This window comes from Achromobacter sp. RW408 (assembly GCF_003184165.1).
Classification (GTDB): Bacteria; Pseudomonadota; Gammaproteobacteria; order Burkholderiales; family Burkholderiaceae_B; genus Achromobacter; species Achromobacter xylosoxidans.
This window is the reverse complement of sequence record NZ_QHHO01000048.1, coordinates 1-827: the sequence shown is the minus strand read 5'-3', so window position 1 is coordinate 827 and position 827 is coordinate 1. Positions and strand designations below refer to the sequence as shown.

1 protein-coding gene is annotated in these 827 nt (G+C 66.9%); it reads left to right on the top strand.

Annotated features, from left to right (window positions below):
* Positions 1 to 17: 17 nt before the first annotated feature.
* Positions 18 to 434, top strand: a complete 417-nt coding sequence (locus tag DK459_RS19485) for a RidA family protein (RefSeq protein WP_047992528.1) — start codon at positions 18 to 20, stop codon at positions 432 to 434.
* Positions 435 to 827: the final 393 nt, after the last annotated feature.

Sequence of the window (827 nt, the reverse complement as noted above, 5' to 3'; positions counted from 1 at the left end):
CCTTCAGGAGCCCTGACATGAGCAGCACCACCCCCACCCCCGACAACAACGGCATCACCCGCTACGGCGTCGCCGGCGGCACCGGCCAAGGCGGCTCCCACATGCCCTTCGCCCGCGCCGTCGCCGCCGACGGCTGGCTCTACGTCTCGGGCCAGGTCCCGATGGAAAACGGCGAAGTCATCGAAGGCGGCACCGTCGCCCAGTCGCACAAGGCCATCCAGCAGGTCCTCGCCATCCTCAAGGAAGCCGGCTACGGCCCCGAACACGTCGTGCGCTGCGGCGTCTGGCTCGACGACGCGCGCGACTTCCCCTCGTTCAACAAGGTCTTCAAGGAATACTTCGGCAACAATCCCCCCGCCCGCGCCTGCGTGCAGTCGCCGCTGATGGTGGATGCGAAAGTAGAAATTGATTGTGTTGCGTATAAGCGCCCGTGACCTGACGCGACGCTCAAGGCGTGAGCTAGCTGCCTCCCAAGGGGGCTGCCCGGCCTTCGGACGGCCGGGCGCCCCTCCTGGCCCAAGCCAGCCGCTGCGCGCTTCAGGTACACCGCCCACACCGCGCCGCAAGCGCGCAGCGACCCACATCACGACGCAAGACACCACGTATGAAAAAAACGGCCGCCCGCGCGGCCGTTTTTTGCGGGCAACGCAAACCTCCCCCATGCCCCCAGGGTCCAGCAGCGCGTCATTTCTCGAAACCGGTAGCCCGGCGCGGGGCGCGCAGGCGGTGAGCGCGCCGTCGATGCGCCCGAGGGAATCTGAAGCCCAATAGTCGTCATTCACGACGCCCGTGACGAAGAAACTGTCTTCGTGGCTGCACCTGTGGCA

What these genes read in the sequence shown, in the direction of transcription:
- DK459_RS19485 (WP_047992528.1), top strand. Translation starts at nt 18, where the DNA reads ATGAGCAGCACCACCCCCACCCCCGACAACAACGGCATCACCCGCTAC.